Source organism: Variovorax boronicumulans (assembly GCF_009811375.1).
Lineage (GTDB): Bacteria > Pseudomonadota > Gammaproteobacteria > Burkholderiales > Burkholderiaceae_C > Variovorax > Variovorax boronicumulans.
The window spans coordinates 1-14,647 of sequence record NZ_BKDH01000006.1; the positions used below are offsets into that span (position 1 = coordinate 1).

Here is a 14,647-nt window from a genome sequence, read left to right on the forward strand (position 1 = left end):
CCGAACTTGGCCGACAGCACGGTGGCGATCGCAGCCGTCAGCGTGGTCTTGCCGTGGTCAACGTGACCGATCGTGCCCACGTTCACGTGCGGCTTGGTGCGGGTGAATTTACCTTTTGCCATTTTTCAATCCTTGAAAGAGCATGTCCCGTGTGTTGGTTTTATGTCTGCATCCGATTGCTGGTTCGCCCCGCACGGGAACAGGGCGGCACCGGATCGCAGACAAGAAGGGCCGCGCACTGCGCGGCCCCACATTCTTGAAACTTACTTCGAGCGAGCGGCCACGATGGCTTCAGCGACGTTACGGGGAGCTTCAGCGTAGTGCTTGAACTCCATCGTGTACGTGGCGCGGCCTTGCGTGGCCGAGCGCAGCGTCGTCGAGTAGCCGAACATTTCCGACAGCGGGACTTCAGCCTTGATGAGCTTGCCGCCACCGATCATGTCGTCCATGCCCTGCACCATGCCGCGACGGCTGGACAGGTCGCCCATCACGTTGCCGGCGTAGTCTTCAGGCGTTTCGACTTCCACGGCCATCATCGGCTCGAGGATGACCGGGCTGGCCTTGCGGGCGCCTTCCTTGAAGCCGAAGATCGCGGCCATCTTGAACGCCATTTCGTTCGAGTCCACGTCGTGGTACGAACCGAAGTGCAGCGTGACCTTGACGTCGACGACGGGGTAGCCCGCCAGCACGCCTTGCGTCAGTGCTTCCACAACGCCCTTTTCCACTGCGGGGATGTATTCGCGAGGAACCACACCGCCCTTGATGGCGTCGACGAACTCGAAGCCCTTGCCGGCTTCCTGCGGCTCGATCTTCAGGATGACGTGACCGTACTGGCCCTTACCACCCGACTGGCGAACGAACTTGCCTTCGGCTTCTTCGACGGTCTTGCGGATCGTTTCGCGGTAAGCCACTTGCGGCTTGCCCACGTTGGCTTCCACGCCGAATTCGCGCTTCATGCGGTCCACGATGATTTCGAGGTGCAGTTCGCCCATGCCGGAGATGATGGTCTGGCCGGATTCTTCGTCGGTGCGCACGCGGAACGACGGATCTTCCGAAGCCAGGCGCTGCAGGGCGATGCCCATCTTTTCCTGGTCGGCCTTGGTCTTGGGCTCGACGGCCTGCGAGATCACGGGCTCGGGGAATTCCATGCGCTCCAGCGTGATCATGGCGTTCGGGTCGCACAGGGTTTCGCCCGTGGTGACGTCCTTCAGGCCCACGCAGGCGGCGATGTCGCCGGCACGGATTTCTTCGATTTCGAGACGTTCGTTGGCGTGCATCTGCACGATACGGCCGATACGTTCTTTCTTGCCCTTGACCGGGTTGTAGACGGTGTCGCCCTTGCTCAGAACGCCCGAGTACACGCGCACGAAGGTCAGCTGACCGACGTACGGGTCGGTCATGAGCTTGAATGCCAGCGCCGAGAACTTCTCGCCGTCGTCGGCCTTGCGGGTCACGTCTTGCTCGTCGTCGTCCGTGCCGTGCACCGGAGGAATGTCCAGCGGCGAAGGCATCAGTTCGATCACGGCGTCGAGCATGCGCTGCACGCCCTTGTTCTTGAACGCGCTGCCGCACAGCATCGGCTGGATTTCGCCGGCAATCGTGCGCGTGCGCAGACCGTGGGTGATTTCTTCGAGCGTCAGGTCACCTTCTTCAAGGTACTTGTTCATCAGCTCTTCCGAAGCTTCGGCCGCGCTTTCGACCATCTTCTCGCGCCATTCCTTGGCCAGCTCGACCAGCTCGGCGGGGATCTCGCGCGTTTCGAACTTCATGCCTTGCGAGGCCTCGTCCCAGAAGATCGCCTTCATCAGACGCAGGTCGACCACGCCCTGGAACTTGTCTTCGGCACCGATCGGGATCACGATCGGCACGGGGTTGGCCTTCAGGCGGTCGACCATCATCTGGCGAACGCGGAAGAAGTTGGCGCCGATGCGGTCCATCTTGTTGACGAACGCCAGACGCGGCACCTTGTACTTGTTGGCCTGGCGCCAGACGGTTTCCGATTGGGGCTGCACGCCGCCGACCGAGTCGTACACCATGACGGCGCCGTCCAGCACGCGCATCGAGCGCTCGACTTCAATGGTGAAGTCCACGTGGCCGGGGGTGTCGATGATGTTGATGCGGTGCTCGGGCAGCGAGTGGTCCATGCCCTTCCAGAAGCAGGTCACGGCAGCCGAGGTGATCGTGATGCCACGCTCTTGCTCTTGCTCCATCCAGTCGGTCGTTGCCGCGCCATCGTGCACTTCGCCGAGCTTGTGGGTCACGCCCGTGTAGAACAGGATACGTTCGGTGGTGGTGGTCTTGCCGGCGTCGATGTGCGCGGAGATACCGATGTTGCGGTAGCGCTCGATGGGGGTCTTGCGGGACATGGTGTACTTTCGGGTTTAAATGCGTTGAGCGCTGGGCGTCGAGCACGGGCGATTTCGCCCGGTACTCAACCCCCAACGCTCAAGAGACGTGTGATTTTTAGAAGCGGAAGTGGCTGAAGGCGCGGTTGGCTTCTGCCATGCGGTGCACTTCGTCGCGCTTCTTCATGGCACCGCCACGGCCTTCCGTGGCTTCCATCAGTTCGTTGGCCAGACGCAGGGCCATCGACTTCTCACCGCGCTTGCGGGCAGCTTCCTTGATCCAGCGCATCGACAGGGCGAGGCGACGGACAGGACGGACTTCGACCGGCACCTGGTAGTTCGCACCACCGACGCGGCGCGACTTCACTTCGACCATCGGCTTCACGTTGTTGATGGCAACGGTGAACGCTTCGAGGGGGTCCTTGTCCGGGTTCTTCTTCTCGATGAAGTCGAGGGCACCGTAAATGATGCGCTCGGCAACAGCCTTCTTGCCGCCTTCCATGATCACGTTCATGAATTTGGACAGCTCGACATTGCCGTACTTGGGATCCGGCAGGATTTCACGTTTGGGGACTTCGCGACGACGTGGCATTTTTCTAACCTCTTTGCTTCAGTTGGCATCGTTTCCGATACCGCGAGAGTCAGTCAGGACTCTCACTTACTCGACCCGACAGTGGGTCACTTCGTTCGACAAGCCCGCCAAGGCCATCGAACACCGCTTTGTTTTTGACGACAGGAAGGCTTAAGCCTTCTTGGGACGCTTCGCGCCGTACTTGGAACGCGACTGCTTGCGGTCTTTCACACCTTGCAGGTCGAGCGAACCGCGCACGATGTGGTAACGCACACCGGGCAAGTCCTTGACACGACCGCCGCGAACCAGCACGACGCTGTGTTCTTGCAGGTTGTGGCCTTCGCCGCCGATGTAGGAAATGACTTCGAAGCCATTGGTCAGACGGACCTTGGCAACTTTACGAAGCGCCGAGTTGGGCTTCTTGGGCGTCGTGGTGTAGACGCGGGTGCAGACACCGCGACGTTGCGGCGAGTTCTGCATGGCAGGGCTCTTCGAATTGATCTTTTCGACCGTTCGACCCTGACGCACCAGTTGATTGATGGTTGGCATGAATGAATTAGTCCCAAAACAACCCGACTTTGGTAGTGAAACCGCCCTTGGTCGTGACTCAAGGAAGCCGGGAATAACGAAAACGTGAAACCCTTCGGAAAATTCCGAAAAGCCCACGAGTATAGCAGGCAGGTCTGAAATGGCAATGTCAGGCGCCTGAAGCGCCCGCCACCACCCGTTTCAAGGCCTCTTTTCCCTGTCTCTTATTTGATCCAGAGACGCACGGCGCCCCAGGCGCGGCCGAAGACGCCGGCCTGCTCGACCGGTTCCAGGGCGACCAGCGGCACGTCCGCCAGGGGCTGGTCGTCCAGCGTGACCTTGAGCGAGCCGACGGCCTGGTACTTGGTGAACGGCGCGACCAGCGGGTCGGGGCGCGACACCTGCGTCTTGATCTTGCTGGCGGAACCGGTCGGCACCGCGACCACGATGGCCTCGGGGCGGCCCAGCTTCAGCACGTTGGCCTTGCCCTTCCAGACGGCGGGCGTGGCGGCGGGCTGGCCGGCGTCGAACAGGCGCACGGCGTCGTAGGCCGTGTAACCCCAGTTCAGCAGCTTCTGCGACTCGTTGGCGCGCACGGCTTCGCTGCTGGCGCCCAGCACGATCGACAGCAGGCGGCGGCCGCCGGTCAGGTTCGGGAAGTCGCGCTTGGCGGTGGCGATCATGCAGTAGCCGGCGGCGTCGGTGTGGCCGGTCTTCAGGCCGTCGACGGTCGGGTCGCGGAACAGCAGCAGGTTGCGGTTGGTGTCGTTGGTCGATGGGGTGCCCGGGTAGCGGTACTTCTTGATGGCGTAGTACTTGGCTTCCTCGGGGAAGTCGCGCACCAGGCGCGTGGCCAGGATGCTCAGGTCGCGCGCCGTGGTCGTGTGGCCGGGCGCCGTGAGGCCTTCGGGGTTCTTGTAGGTGGTGTTCTTCATGCCCAGCACCTTGGCCTGGGCGTTCATCATCTCGACGAAGTGCTCCACCGTGCCGCCCACGCCTTCGGCCAACGCGACCGTGGCGTCGTTGCCCGACTGCACGATCACGCCCTTGATCAGGTCTTCCACCGGCACCTGCATCTTGGGGTCGATGAACATGCGCGAACCGGGCATCTTCCAGGCGCGCGGGCTCACCGGCAGGGTCTGGGTCAGCGTGATCTTCTTGGCGCGCAGCGCGTCGAACGCGACGTACGCGGTCATCAGCTTGGTGAGCGAGGCCGGCTCGACCGGGCTGTCGATGTCCTTCTGCGCCAGGATCTGGTTCGCGGTCACGTCCAGCAGCAGGTAGCTGCGCGCGGCGATTTCAGGCGGGGCCGGCATCTGGGCGGCGGCGATCACGCCAACCGAGGCAGCAGCGGTCAGCACCAGTGCGCGAAGCGCAGTGAAAAAACGATTCATGGAGAGTGTGGGAAGAGGCGAAAACAAGCCTGAAAGGCTTTCATTCGGTGCCCGCGCGCAGATGGCGGGCGACCAGGCTTTTGAGCAGCGGCAATTGTCCGTGAAAGAAATGGCCGCCCCCGGGAATAACCGTGACAGGGAGTGACTGGGGACGCGCCCAGTCCATCACGGCGGCGAGAGGCACGGTGTCATCGGCTTCGCCATGGACCACCAGCGCGCGCTCGTGCGCTTCGGCCGGCAGCGTGGCCACCGAGAAACGCGAGGCGGCCGTGCCCACCAGCACCAACTGCCGCACGTCGCGTGCGGCCCAGAGCTTCTCGGCCGCGCAGCTGGCCACGAAGGCACCGAAGGAAAAACCGGCGATGGCCAACTGGCCCTCGGGTGCGAGCTGGCCGACGACATGCAGCATGTCCTCGAGCTCGCCGCGCCCTTCGTCGTGGACGCCTTCGCTGGCGCCGACGCCGCGGAAGTTGAAGCGCACGGCCGTCCAGCCGCAGGACACGAAGGCGCGGGCCAGGGTCTGCACGACCTTGTTGTCCATCGTGCCGCCGAACAGCGGGTGCGGATGGGCGATCACCGCGATGCCGCGCGCGCTGCCGGACGGCAGGTCGCGCTGCACCTCGATCACGCCCGCGGCGCCCTGGAGGCTGATTTTTTCGGTCTGGGAGTTCATGGCGCTGGGGTTGGCTGGGCCGGCGATGCCGGCAACGTGCACGGTACGAGCACGGGGTCCGCGGGAAAGTTCAGCGGCCGACGTCGGGCGGCAGCAGCAGCCGCTCGACGACCTGGCCGTTCTTCAGGTGCGACTCGACGATCTCGTCGATGTCCTCGGCGTCCACGAAGGTGTACCAGACAGCCTCCGGGTAGACCACGGCCACGGGCCCGCCCGCACAGCGGTCAAGGCAGCCGGCCTTGTTGACGCGCACCTTGCCGGGCCCGGCGAGCCCCTGCTCCTTCACCTTGGCCTTGCAGCGGTCGAAGCCTTCCTGCGCGTTGTGCAGGGCACAGGAGTCTTCGCCGTTCTTGCGTTCGTTCAGGCAGAAGAAGATGTGGCGGCCGTAGTAGCCGGACGGCGCGGCGGGAGTGGTGCTGGGCATCGACCGATTTTATGAGCGCGCTCAGGGCGGCGCCGGACGACGGCGCCGCGACAGCGCGGCCACCACGTAGACCAGCACCGCGAAGGGCCAGCCCCAGCCCAGCCACTGGGCCAGGCCATGGAAGCGGATGAAGCGGCCCTGCTCCCAGGTGGCCAGGGTCTGTGCGAAGTAGGCGCTCTCGGGTGCCTGGTTCAGCAGGCTCAGCTGCAGCACGAGCCCCATGAGCAGCAGCGCCCCGCACAGCCGACGCGGCGCAAAGAGCAGCAGCACGCCCGCGAACACCGCCGCGGCCAGCCCGACCTGCACCGGCAGATCGAGCCAGGCCCACGCATGCTCGGGGCCGTAGCTCATGGCCGCCGACAGTGCCGAGGCCGCGACGCCCGCGAGCAGGATGAGCGGCAGCAGCACCGCGCGCTGCACAACGTTGCGTGCCACCAGGTAGCCCAGCAGGCACGGCACCAGCGCCCCGAGCATCACGCACAGCAGCTCCACGGCCGGCACCAGCGGTTCCAGCTCGAACTGGCGCACCGGCAGCCAGTCGATGAAGGGCGTGTCGAGCAGCCACTCGGAAATCGTCGTCTCCAGCCGTTCGAACACCTGGCCGAGGCCGAAGGTGACGGCGGCGGGGAACAGCAGCGCAAAGGGCCAGAGCGCGAGCAGCACGAGACCGCCGCGCGCGTCCTCGACGAACCATTGCGAGCGCACGCGGCTCCAGTGGGCGATCGCACCGAGCCGCTCCAGCGCCGCGGCCAGCACCGCGCCGAGCACCGTGCCGGCGGTGTTCAACCCCAGGTCGACATTGGAAGGAATGCGCGCCGGCAGATAGCTTTGCAGCGTCTCCATGGCAAAGGCGATCGCCGCGCCCGCCACCGTGGCGCGCAACAGCGCACGCCACACACTGTGACTGCTGCCCGTGCGCAGCACGCTCAGCGCACACAGAAAACCGAAGGGCACGTAGCCCGCCACATTCACCCCGAAGTCGAAACCCGTCCAGTACTTGGGCCAGGGCGCCGACAGGTAGGCCCAGGGCGCGATCCCCTGGTCACGCCAGTCGGCGAAGGGGTACAGGCTGGCATAGACGATCAGCGCCGCATAGGCCAGCGCCAGGGGGAGCGCGGCAGACTTGTGCGGCATGTCTACCGTCGACACGGGCTCAGAAGGGCTTCACCACCACCAGGATCACGATGCCCAGCAGCAGCAGCACGGGCAGCTCGTTGAACCAGCGGTACCAGCGGTCGCTGCGACGGTTGCCGCCCGCCGCGAAACGGCGCAGCAGCACGCCGCAGCCATGGTGGTAGCCGATGGCCACCAGCACCAGGGCCAGCTTGGCGTGCATCCAGCCGTTGCCCGGGCCGCGCCCGATGCCGTAGCCCAGCCAGAGCCAGGCGCCGAACACCAGTGCCGGCACGGCCAGGAAGGTGGTGAAGCGCAGCAGCTTGCGCGCCATCAGCAGCAGGCGCTCACGCTCCGCGACCGACTCGGGCGGCACCATCGCCAGGTTGACGAAGATCCGCGGCAGATAGAACAGCCCGGCAAACCAGCTGGCAATGAAAACAATGTGAAGAGATTTGACCCAGAGCATGGCGGCAGTTTAGTGGTGGCTGCACACTGACCCCTCTTCGGGGCCCTTTGCCAAGGTTTCGGGCAAAAAAAAGCCCGACGTCTTCACGTCGGGCTGGGAAGCCCTTTTGCTGTCACACATCAAGGCACCCGCTCAGGGAGGAAAAGCGGGGAGCGGCAAGCCGCCCGCTTCAGAATTTAACAAAGACGAAACAAGGTTTCAAGCGATTGAGGCAGTTTCTTTGACTTTTACAACAAAAATCTAGAACTTAAGTTCTATTAATTTCCGTAGTTGTCAGACAACTTGCCTCCAGCAGCGCTGGGCTGCGATTTCACGCTTCAGGCACAATTTTAGATATATGACGTCACCATTTTCCCCGCTCGCGATGTTCCCCGCCGGCCGCCCGCGACGGCTGCGCCGCGATGCCTTCACCCGCAACCTCGTGCGCGAGCATGCGCTGACGACGAACGACCTGATCTACCCGGTGTTCGTGCAGGAAGGCGAGAAGCGCCGCGACGCCGTGCCCTCGATGCCCGGCGTGGACCGCCTGAGCCTGGACCTGCTGCTGCCCGTGGCCGAGCAGTGCGTGCAGGCCGGCATCCCGGTGATGGCGCTGTTCCCGGTGATCGACGCCAGCCTCAAGACGCCCGCGGGCGACGAGGCCTTCAACCCCGACGGGCTGATTCCCCGCGTGGTGGCCGCGCTCAAGGCGCGCTTCCCCGAGCTGGGCGTGATGACCGACGTGGCACTCGACCCCTACACCAGCCACGGCCAGGACGGCCTGCTCGACGAGACGGGCTACATCCTCAACGACGCCACCGTTGAAGTGCTGGTGAAGCAGGCACTCACACAATCGCAAGCAGGCGTCGATATTGTGGCGCCGAGCGACATGATGGACGGCCGCATCGGCGCGATCCGCACCGCGCTCGAAGCCCGCGGCGACATCCACACGCGCATCATGGCCTACAGCGCCAAGTACGCCAGCGCCTTCTACGGCCCCTTCCGCGACGCCGTCGGCTCGGCCGCGACGCTCGGCAAGAGCAACAAGAAGGTCTACCAGATGGACCCGGGCAACAGCGACGAGGCCCTGCGTGAGGTCGCCATCGACATCGCCGAAGGCGCCGACATGGTCATGGTGAAGCCCGGCATGCCCTACCTGGACATCGTGCGCCGCGTGAAGGACGAGTTCCGAGTGCCGACCTTCGCCTACCAGGTGAGCGGCGAGTACGCCATGCTGAAGGCCGCAGCCCAGAACGGCTGGCTCGACCACGACGCCGTGGTGCTCGAAAGCCTGCTGGCCTTCAAGCGCGCCGGCGCCGACGGCGTGCTGACCTACTTCGCGCTTGACGCCGCTCGGTTGCTACAAAAATAATAGCTACTGCGGCATGCCTGCCGCACCTCCACGGCACTTCTGGCGTGGAAGAAGAACCACCGGGGGCGAGTGTCCATGCGCATCTTCGAAATCAGCCGCTCGCAGGTCAGCGAGCACGCCTCGCTGGCGCCGCTGGCCGTGCCGGGCGCCTGCGCCCCCGCCAGCTACCTCTGGATTTCGCTGACGCGCGACGAATTCCGCGCCGCCCAGCCCGAGGTGCAGCAGATCCTGCAGACGCTGTGCCAGACCCAGCTGGTCGACCTGCACGTGGCCGACCTGCTCAACGACCAGCTGCCCTCGCACTACGACTACACCTCGCTGTACGACGTGCTGGTGTTCCGCCGCCTGGCCACGGGCAACGGCGCTGAAACCGGCAACAGCGGGGAGCCTTCGCTGCCGCAACGCCCCTCGCGCGGCGGCCCGCCGGTGCTGCGCCGCATCGACACCCGCCCCGTCGGCTTCGCGGTGTTCGACCGCGTGCTGCTGTCGGTGCACCCCGAGGACGGCACGGTGCGCGACGCCTTCGCCGCCCGGCTGCTGGCGGCCGCCTCGTCCGACGACCGCGGCACGCCCGCGCTCGACGTGCGCGCCACCTCGGCCCGCCTGCCGGCGAGCCCCGCCGACCTGATGCTGCGCATCGTCAACCTGATCGTCGACGGCTACCTCGACATGCGGCGCGAGCTCACGAAGCAGCTCGACCACTGGCAGACCGAGCTCATCGACCCGCGCAGCCGCTTCACCAACTGGAGCGCGCTGATGGAGGCGCGCCAGTCGCTGCACCGGCTGGACGAGATCTGCGAAGACCAGCGCGCCGCCATGCAGGACTGGATCGATTCGCTCGAAACCCTGCCCGTGCCGCAGGGCGAGACCGCGCAGCGCGAGCGCGACCTGATCATGGTGCGCAGCCGCGACGTGCTGGAGCACATCCAGCGCGTGGTGCACCACGTGCACCGGCTCGAGCAGAACGCCGAGACGGCCGTGCAGATGCACTTCAGCGTCCAGGGCCACCGGGCCAACGACATCATGCGGGTGCTGACCGTGCTCACGGCCATCTTCCTGCCACTCAACCTCATCGCCGGCATCTTCGGCATGAACTTCGAGTTCATTCCGCTGGTGCACAAGGCGGACGGCTTCTGGATCGCGATGTCGGCCATGCTGGTCATCGCGGTGCTGCTGGTCCTGATCTTCTGGCGCAAGCGCTACCTCGCCCGCACGCGCTGAGCGCCCATGAAAAAAGCCACGCAGATGCGTGGCTTTTCTTGTCAGCTCGGGCCGCCCCGGAAGGCGGCTGGCTTCGCGGCCAATTACTTGGCGACGGCGCCCGAACCTTGCTGGGCTTGAACGCGTGCGTCCATCGGGTTCACCATGGTCGAGATGACCTTGCTGTTGACGCGCGAACCCGAGGTCACGTTCTGGTCGGGAGCGTAGGCGGTGCGGATGGCTTCGGCTTCGACGATCGAACGGTCCTTCGACACGGCCACGGTTTCCGCGCCGCGCGAACCGCGCACGACGTTCTGGTTCGGGGCTGCGGCGGTGCGCTGGGCTTCGGCGTTGACTTCGTCGCGGCTCTTGGACGAGATCACTTGGGTCACGCCTTGGTACGTCTCGGCTTGGGCGCCGGTGGCGGCCAGGAGGGTCAGGGCGGCGGCTGCGAAAATGTGCGAGGTCTTCATGTCTGTTCCTTGTGTTCGGCTAGATGGGATGTCCACCAGGCTTGCACGTTGGCTCGCCTGTGCGGCGAGTGTCAGCCGGAATTCCTTCGGGAAAACACTCGGTTCAGAGACACGGTGTTTCCTGTAGCGAAACAATCAGTCAACAAAGTCGTGCACGCAAAAAACCGGGCACAAGGCGCCTGACTGCTTCCGGCTTACACCAGAACCCCGCGCCAGTCCTATCCGGCAAAACCCCCGAGAATCGGCACACCGCGCTCCCTCGCGAAAAACAACGGGTTTCACTGACATGGACAGTCTCGATCTGATCAAAACCTTCCGGGAAGTCGCCTCGCACGGCAGCTTCTCCCTGGCCGCCAAGCGGCTCGACATGTCGAAGGCCACGGTCAGCAAGTACGTCGCCGAACTCGAGACCCGCTTCGGCGTGCGCCTGCTCAACCGCTCCACGCGTTCCGTCAGCCTCACCGACGCCGGCCAGCTGCTGCTCGAGCGCAGCACGCCGATGCTCGAAATGGTCGAGCTCACCCAGGCCGAGTTGCAGGAGCGCGCCAGCCAGCCCGGCGGCCGGCTGCGCATCTCGGCGCCGCACGGCATGGGCAACGGCGAATTCCCCGACCTGCTGGCCGACTTCATGCGCCACTACCCCGACGTGAGCATCAGCCTGCAACTGACCAACCGCACCGTCGACCTCGCCGAGGAAGGCATCGACGTCGACATCCGCAGCGGCCCGGTGGAAGACGCCAACCTCATCGTGCGCAAGCTGCGGCTCATCCACATGGTGGTCTGCGCCTCGCCGGTCTACTGGAAGAAGCACGGCAAGCCCGCGCACCCGCAGGAGCTCGCCCAGCACGAGGCGCTGACCCATTCGCTGCTGGGCACGCAGCCCGCGTGGCGCTTCGATGACAACGGCCAGCCGCTGGACGTGCAGGTCAAGAGCCGCATGGACTGCACCGAGGGCGCGCCGCTGATCCGCGTCGCGATGCGCGGCTTCGGCGTGATCTACCTGCCCTCGCTGCTCGTGCAGTCGCACATCGACAGCGGCGAGCTGGTGCCGGTGCTCGAAGGCTATGCGCGCAAGGACATGTGGCTGTCGGCCGCCTACCTGCAGCGGCGCCACAACAGCGCGGCGCTGCGCGCGCTGCTCGACTTCCTGCAGACCCGGGTCGGCGCCAAGAAATAGAAATGAAAAAAGCCCGGCACTGCCGGGCTTTTGCTTGAAGCGTGCCGGATCAGCCGACGTGCTTGGCAAAGAAGGCCAGCACGCGTTCACGCGCCGGCTTCGCCGCCTCGGCGTTGTACGAGCCGCGCTGGTCGCAGTTGAAGCCGTGGTCGGCTTCGTAGACATGCACTTCCACCTCGGGGTGCGCCTTCTTGAAGGCCTCGATGGTGTCCAGCGGAATCCAGTGGTCGCGGTTGCCGAACTGCGCGAGCACCGGCACCTTCGGCTGGCGCGCGCTTTCTTCCGGCGTCGTCATGCCGCCACCGTAGTACGGTGCGGCAGCGGCCAGGCCCGGCAGCAGGGCCGCGGCGCGCCAGACCAGCAGGCCGCCCCAGCAGTAGCCGACGATGCCGACCTTGCCCGCCTTCGAGGCGTAGGCGATCGCGGCTTCCAGGTCCTGCAGCACGCCGGGCGCGGGCAGCGCCTCGACCGCGGTCTTGTAGCCGAAGCCGGTCTTCATGTCGTCGTCGCTGTAGCCCAGCTCGACGCCGGGCTTGACGCGGTGGAAGGTCGACGGCGCCACGGCCAGGTAGCCGTCGGCCGCGTAGCCGTCGGCCACCGAGCGGATGTGCGAGTTCACGCCGAAGATTTCCGGCACCACCACCACGGCGCCGCGCGGCGTGCCCGCGGGCTCGGCCACGTAGGCGGGAAAAGTGAAGCCATCCTTGGCGGTGAGGTCGATGAATTGGCCCATGGGGTTCTCCTGAAACGAGGGAATGAAAAAGAAAAAGCGGGTCGGCTTGCGCCGTTACGCGCGCAGCGCCCGCTCGACGAAATCGAGCCGGTCCTGGCCCCAGAAGATCTCGCCGTCGATCACGTAGCTCGGCGCGCCGAACACCTGGATGTCGATCGCTTCCTGCGTGTAAGCCTCGTAACGCTCCTGCACCGCCTGGCTTTGCGATTGCTCGGCGCGCTTGGCCGGCAGGCCGCATTCCGCGACCAGGGCTTCGAGCAGGTTCGGGTCGCCGATGTTCCGCTCCTGCACCCACACGGCCGCGAACACCGCGGCGCTGATGCGCATCGCGGCTTGAGTGCCGTCGTGCAGGTCGACCGCGATGATCAGCCGCGCCGCATCGTCGCCGGCCACCGGAAAGAACTTCGGCTTCGGGTTCAGCGGCAGGCCCAGGTGCTTCGAGAAGCGCGCCAACTCGAGCAGCCGGTAGGCCTGGCGCTGCGGTGCGCGCTTGCCCAGCGGCAGCCCGCCCGACACGGGGAACACGCTGCCCATGTCGATGGGCCGCACGCGCACGGTGGCGCCGGCGGCCGCGGCGATGGCGGCAAAGCGGGTATGCCCCAGATAGGTCCACGGGCTCTGTGGCGCAAAGTAATAGTCGATGGTCTTGTGCATTCAGTAACCTCCGTGCTGCGCACTGCGGTGCGAGCTGGCTTGGGGCGGCGCGGCGCTCGTGCTCATGCGCCAGCCCTCGGTGATGTAATCCAGGCCGTCGGTTTTAACTGACGCACAGTTTCTCTGCAGGAGGTGGGATTTGGACCAGGTGCTCTTGATCACCGGCGGTGGGCGCGGCATCGGTGCCGCCACGGCCTTGCTCGCCGCGAAGCGCGGCTATGCCGTGGCCGTGAACTACGCCAGCAACTCGCTGGCCGCCGACGAGGTGGTGCGCACCATCCGCGCGGGCGGCGGCACCGCCATGGCGGTGCAGGCCGACGTGGGCGACGAAGCCCAGGTGCTCGCGATGTTCGCGAAGGTCGACGCCAAGCTCGGGCGCCTCACGGCGCTCGTGAACAACGCCGGCGTGGTCGACGTGCAGGCGCGCGTCGACGAAATGAGCGTGGCGCGCCTGGAGCGCATGTTCCGCATCAACGTGATCGGCAGCTTCGTCTGCGCGCGCGAGGCGGTGAAGCGCATGAGCACGAAGCACGGCGGCGAAGGCGGCGCCATCGTCAACATCTCCAGCGGCGCCGCGCGCATCGGCTCGCCCGGCCAGTACGTCGACTACGCGGCCAGCAAGGCAGCCATCGACACCCTGACCATCGGCCTGGCCAAGGAAGTGGCCGACGAAGGCATCCGCGTGAACGCGGTGCGCCCTGGCGTGATCGACACCGACATCCACGCCTCCGGCGGCCAGCCTGGCCGCGCCGCCGAGATGGGCCCAGGCGTGCCGATGAAGCGCAGCGGCACCGCCGAAGAAATTGCCGGCGCCGTCCTGTGGCTGCTCTCGCCCGAGGCCAGCTACACCACCATGGCCCTGCTCGACGTGACCGGAGGACGATAACGATGAGCACCTCCATGGACCTCATCAAGCCGCTGGTCACGCTGGTGGCCATCGTCAACCCGCTGGCCATCGTGCCCTTCTTCATCCACTACACGCAGGACTACTCCGACGCCCAGCGCAAGCGCACGGTGCGCATGTCGGCCTTCAGCGCCTTCGTGGTCATTGCCGTGAGCGCGCTCATCGGGCTGCAGCTGCTGTCCTTCTTCGGCATCTCGATCGCGAGCTTCCAGGTCGGCGGCGGGCTGCTGCTGCTCATGAGCTCGATCTCGATGCTCAACGCGCAACCGGCCGAGAGCAAGACCAACGTCGACGAGCTGCGCGCGGTGGAAGTGAAGGCGTCGATGGGCGCCTCCATCGCGGTGGTGCCGCTCACCATTCCGCTGCTCACCGGCCCGGCCGCGATCTCCACCGTGGTGATCTACGCCGACAAGACACAGCACCTGTGGGAGCTGGGGCTGCTGGTCGGCTATGGCGTGGTCGTAGCGCTGGCGACCGCACTGGCCTTTTCGCTCGCGCAGCCGATCGCGCGGGTGCTCGGCAAGACCGGCATCAACATCATGACGCGGCTGATGGGCCTGATCCTCGCGGCGCTCGCGGTCGAGGTGATGGCCGACGGACTCGGCAAGCTGTTCCCGATCCTGTCGAAAGTCGCCTGA

General features: G+C 65.7%; 17 protein-coding genes. 5 read left to right on the forward strand and 12 right to left on the reverse strand.

Annotated features, from left to right (window positions below):
* The 9 genes from VHAB30_RS28985 to VHAB30_RS29025 form a co-directional block, all read right to left on the reverse strand.
* Window positions 1-122: GTP-binding protein (locus VHAB30_RS28985; protein WP_235926911.1), on the reverse strand; the 122-nt coding region annotated here is incomplete at its 3' end.
* A gap of 141 nt (window positions 123-263) precedes the next feature.
* Window positions 264-2,366 (reverse strand): elongation factor G, encoded by a 2,103-nt coding sequence (fusA, locus tag VHAB30_RS28990; protein ID WP_062478855.1) that lies wholly within the window; start codon window positions 2,364-2,366, stop codon window positions 264-266.
* Window positions 2,367-2,463: 97 nt separating this feature from the next.
* Entirely contained in the window at window positions 2,464-2,937 is a 474-nt protein-coding gene (rpsG, locus tag VHAB30_RS28995; protein WP_007829591.1) for a 30S ribosomal protein S7, read from the reverse strand.
* Between the two features lie 150 nt (window positions 2,938-3,087).
* On the reverse strand, window positions 3,088-3,465 hold the full coding sequence (gene rpsL / locus VHAB30_RS29000; protein WP_013543948.1) for a 30S ribosomal protein S12: 378 nt from the start codon (window positions 3,463-3,465) through the stop codon (window positions 3,088-3,090).
* A 203-nt stretch (window positions 3,466-3,668) separates the two neighbouring features.
* Entirely contained in the window at window positions 3,669-4,838 is a 1,170-nt protein-coding gene (locus VHAB30_RS29005) for a D-alanyl-D-alanine carboxypeptidase family protein (protein ID WP_159279497.1), read from the reverse strand.
* 40 nt (window positions 4,839-4,878) lie between these two features.
* Window positions 4,879-5,511: an alpha/beta hydrolase gene (locus VHAB30_RS29010; RefSeq protein ID WP_159279498.1), complete on the reverse strand. Its 633-nt coding sequence runs from the start codon at window positions 5,509-5,511 to the stop codon at window positions 4,879-4,881.
* 70 nt (window positions 5,512-5,581) lie between these two features.
* Window positions 5,582-5,935, reverse strand: coding sequence for a (2Fe-2S) ferredoxin domain-containing protein (locus tag VHAB30_RS29015; protein ID WP_062478851.1), 354 nt, complete (start codon window positions 5,933-5,935; stop codon window positions 5,582-5,584).
* Between the two features lie 21 nt (window positions 5,936-5,956).
* Window positions 5,957-7,069, reverse strand: a complete 1,113-nt coding sequence (locus tag VHAB30_RS29020) for a VanZ family protein (RefSeq protein WP_095950245.1) — start codon at window positions 7,067-7,069, stop codon at window positions 5,957-5,959.
* A 19-nt stretch (window positions 7,070-7,088) separates the two neighbouring features.
* Window positions 7,089-7,517, reverse strand: a complete 429-nt coding sequence (locus VHAB30_RS29025; RefSeq protein WP_062478845.1) for a CopD family protein — start codon at window positions 7,515-7,517, stop codon at window positions 7,089-7,091.
* A 337-nt stretch (window positions 7,518-7,854) separates the two neighbouring features.
* On the opposite strand from VHAB30_RS29025, the gene hemB reads away from it, so the two are divergent.
* Window positions 7,855-8,868 (forward strand): porphobilinogen synthase, encoded by a 1,014-nt coding sequence (hemB, locus tag VHAB30_RS29030; protein WP_235926962.1) that lies wholly within the window; start codon window positions 7,855-7,857, stop codon window positions 8,866-8,868.
* A gap of 75 nt (window positions 8,869-8,943) precedes the next feature.
* Entirely contained in the window at window positions 8,944-10,089 is a 1,146-nt protein-coding gene (locus VHAB30_RS29035; protein WP_159279499.1) for a magnesium transporter CorA family protein, read from the forward strand.
* A gap of 83 nt (window positions 10,090-10,172) precedes the next feature.
* On the opposite strand, the gene VHAB30_RS29040 is transcribed toward VHAB30_RS29035, so the two are convergent.
* Window positions 10,173-10,541 carry a hypothetical protein gene (locus tag VHAB30_RS29040; protein WP_062478764.1) on the reverse strand — a complete coding sequence of 123 codons (369 nt, stop codon included), beginning with the start codon at window positions 10,539-10,541 and terminating at the stop codon, window positions 10,173-10,175.
* A gap of 286 nt (window positions 10,542-10,827) precedes the next feature.
* On the opposite strand from VHAB30_RS29040, the gene VHAB30_RS29045 reads away from it, so the two are divergent.
* Window positions 10,828-11,718, forward strand: a complete 891-nt coding sequence (locus VHAB30_RS29045; RefSeq protein WP_159279500.1) for a LysR family transcriptional regulator — start codon at window positions 10,828-10,830, stop codon at window positions 11,716-11,718.
* 49 nt (window positions 11,719-11,767) lie between these two features.
* Here the strand turns inward: VHAB30_RS29045 and VHAB30_RS29050 are convergent, their stop codons facing one another.
* The gene (locus tag VHAB30_RS29050) at window positions 11,768-12,451 is read right to left on the reverse strand and encodes a dienelactone hydrolase family protein (protein WP_070061880.1); all 684 of its coding nucleotides are present in this window, start codon (window positions 12,449-12,451) and stop codon (window positions 11,768-11,770) included.
* Window positions 12,452-12,505: 54 nt separating this feature from the next.
* On the reverse strand, window positions 12,506-13,105 hold the full coding sequence (locus VHAB30_RS29055; protein ID WP_159279501.1) for a 2-hydroxychromene-2-carboxylate isomerase: 600 nt from the start codon (window positions 13,103-13,105) through the stop codon (window positions 12,506-12,508).
* A 139-nt stretch (window positions 13,106-13,244) separates the two neighbouring features.
* Here VHAB30_RS29055 and VHAB30_RS29060 point away from each other — a divergent pair, with 139 nt between their 5' ends.
* Both VHAB30_RS29060 and VHAB30_RS29065 read left to right on the forward strand, forming a co-directional pair.
* Window positions 13,245-13,991, forward strand: coding sequence for an SDR family oxidoreductase (locus VHAB30_RS29060; protein WP_159279502.1), 747 nt, complete (start codon window positions 13,245-13,247; stop codon window positions 13,989-13,991).
* A 2-nt stretch (window positions 13,992-13,993) separates the two neighbouring features.
* A complete protein-coding gene (locus tag VHAB30_RS29065) occupies window positions 13,994-14,647 on the forward strand; it encodes a MarC family protein (protein WP_056576614.1) in 654 nt (217 codons plus the stop codon).

Excerpts from the sequence above, each read along its gene's own strand:
- fusA (WP_062478855.1), bottom strand. The coding sequence starts at position 2,366 with ATGTCCCGCAAGACCCCCATCGAGCGCTACCGCAACATCGGTATCTCC.
- rpsG (WP_007829591.1), bottom strand. The coding sequence starts at position 2,937 with ATGCCACGTCGTCGCGAAGTCCCCAAACGTGAAATCCTGCCGGATCCC.
- rpsL (WP_013543948.1), bottom strand. The coding sequence starts at position 3,465 with ATGCCAACCATCAATCAACTGGTGCGTCAGGGTCGAACGGTCGAAAAG.
- VHAB30_RS29005 (WP_159279497.1), bottom strand. The coding sequence starts at position 4,838 with ATGAATCGTTTTTTCACTGCGCTTCGCGCACTGGTGCTGACCGCTGCT.
- VHAB30_RS29010 (WP_159279498.1), bottom strand. The coding sequence starts at position 5,511 with ATGAACTCCCAGACCGAAAAAATCAGCCTCCAGGGCGCCGCGGGCGTG.
- VHAB30_RS29015 (WP_062478851.1), bottom strand. The coding sequence starts at position 5,935 with ATGCCCAGCACCACTCCCGCCGCGCCGTCCGGCTACTACGGCCGCCAC.
- VHAB30_RS29020 (WP_095950245.1), bottom strand. The coding sequence starts at position 7,069 with ATGCCGCACAAGTCTGCCGCGCTCCCCCTGGCGCTGGCCTATGCGGCG.
- VHAB30_RS29025 (WP_062478845.1), bottom strand. The coding sequence starts at position 7,517 with ATGCTCTGGGTCAAATCTCTTCACATTGTTTTCATTGCCAGCTGGTTT.
- hemB (WP_235926962.1), top strand. The coding sequence starts at position 7,855 with ATGACGTCACCATTTTCCCCGCTCGCGATGTTCCCCGCCGGCCGCCCG.
- VHAB30_RS29035 (WP_159279499.1), top strand. The coding sequence starts at position 8,944 with ATGCGCATCTTCGAAATCAGCCGCTCGCAGGTCAGCGAGCACGCCTCG.
- VHAB30_RS29040 (WP_062478764.1), bottom strand. The coding sequence starts at position 10,541 with ATGAAGACCTCGCACATTTTCGCAGCCGCCGCCCTGACCCTCCTGGCC.
- VHAB30_RS29045 (WP_159279500.1), top strand. The coding sequence starts at position 10,828 with ATGGACAGTCTCGATCTGATCAAAACCTTCCGGGAAGTCGCCTCGCAC.
- VHAB30_RS29050 (WP_070061880.1), bottom strand. The coding sequence starts at position 12,451 with ATGGGCCAATTCATCGACCTCACCGCCAAGGATGGCTTCACTTTTCCC.
- VHAB30_RS29055 (WP_159279501.1), bottom strand. The coding sequence starts at position 13,105 with ATGCACAAGACCATCGACTATTACTTTGCGCCACAGAGCCCGTGGACC.
- VHAB30_RS29065 (WP_056576614.1), top strand. The coding sequence starts at position 13,994 with ATGAGCACCTCCATGGACCTCATCAAGCCGCTGGTCACGCTGGTGGCC.